Annotated in this window: 1 protein-coding gene; it reads right to left on the reverse strand. The window is 30.3% G+C overall.

Annotation, left to right across the window (positions count from 1 at the left end):
- A partial coding sequence (locus LQ693_RS13410; protein ID WP_239703269.1) for a CapA family protein occupies positions 1–1,212 on the reverse strand: 1,212 nt, incomplete at both ends.

The raw sequence follows: 1,212 nt of genomic DNA on the forward strand, positions 1-1,212 counted from the left end.
TTTCAATATATTCTTTACCTTCAGCAATAAATTCTACTATTTCTTTAAATTGTTCATCATTCACATAATCAGGACACCAAAAAGTATCCAAATTATTTGCGTAGAATGGCACTAATCTAAGTTTAATTTCATCATTTTCAAGAAACTTCAATTTAGTTAAGAAACCATATGGTAATGCATCATGTTTATCAAATTCACCGTTACTATTAAAAATCCCATTTCCCATACTATAAACAATCACTGTGTTGTTATATCTTCTCAATTTTTGAATTGTATGAGGACCGTGTCCAAGTATTAAATCGCAACCACTATGAATTAATTGTTCTGCATTCTCAACTTGATACGGTAAAATTTGTTTAAAATCAACACCCCAATGAGGTTGTACGATTATAAAACAATTAGGATCTTCTTGTTTCTTTCTTCGAATTTCTTCATTTATTAAATATAATGGTGCCACACCTGCATCATGACCAATAGCGTAAAAATCGAATTTACGATATGCAATTTTGCGATACCAATAGCCATTATAAATATATACATTTCTATTATTTATATTTAAATGTATCGGTGCTAAAGCTTCTTTAGAGTTCAGACCAGCACCAAATACTTTTAAATCGTTATTTTTAAAGCCTTCAATAGTCTGTTTTAAACGATTAAGTCCGAAATCCATCGCATGATTGTTTCCTAAAGAAACAGCATTTAAATTTAATGATCTTAATGCATTTAATGTTTTTTCTTCATTTGCCCATAATAAAAATGGTTTCGCACCTTCTAAATTTGATACTTCACCTTCTTCAGTAAATACTGCTTCAAAATTGATAATGTTATATCCATTTGGATCAAAGAATGTCTTTAAATGCTTCAATGAATGATCATAACCATAACGCATTAATGCATCTTCTTGATTGCGCTTTTTTCGACGTTCTGTATAAAATTCTCCAAAGTATGTATCACCTAAAAAATTAATTTCTTTTTCTCCTGTGAATGTTTCAACTTCTAATTTAGGCGCTTTAATATCGAATTGAATTTCGTCCATTGCTTCTTTCAGTAAGAAATCTCTATGAAACGCGTTATCTGCACCCATTACAGCTAGTAACACACGCTCATTATTAATGTTAGTTAAGACAATCCCACTATTATCATGTGACCCAAATAAGTAGTTGCATACGACACGATCATCAATATCTATGAAACTTGGATTTTCATAAACAG

The sequence above is a fragment of the Mammaliicoccus sp. B-M6 genome, assembly GCF_022386965.1.
Lineage (GTDB): Bacteria > Bacillota > Bacilli > Staphylococcales > Staphylococcaceae > Mammaliicoccus > Mammaliicoccus sciuri_A.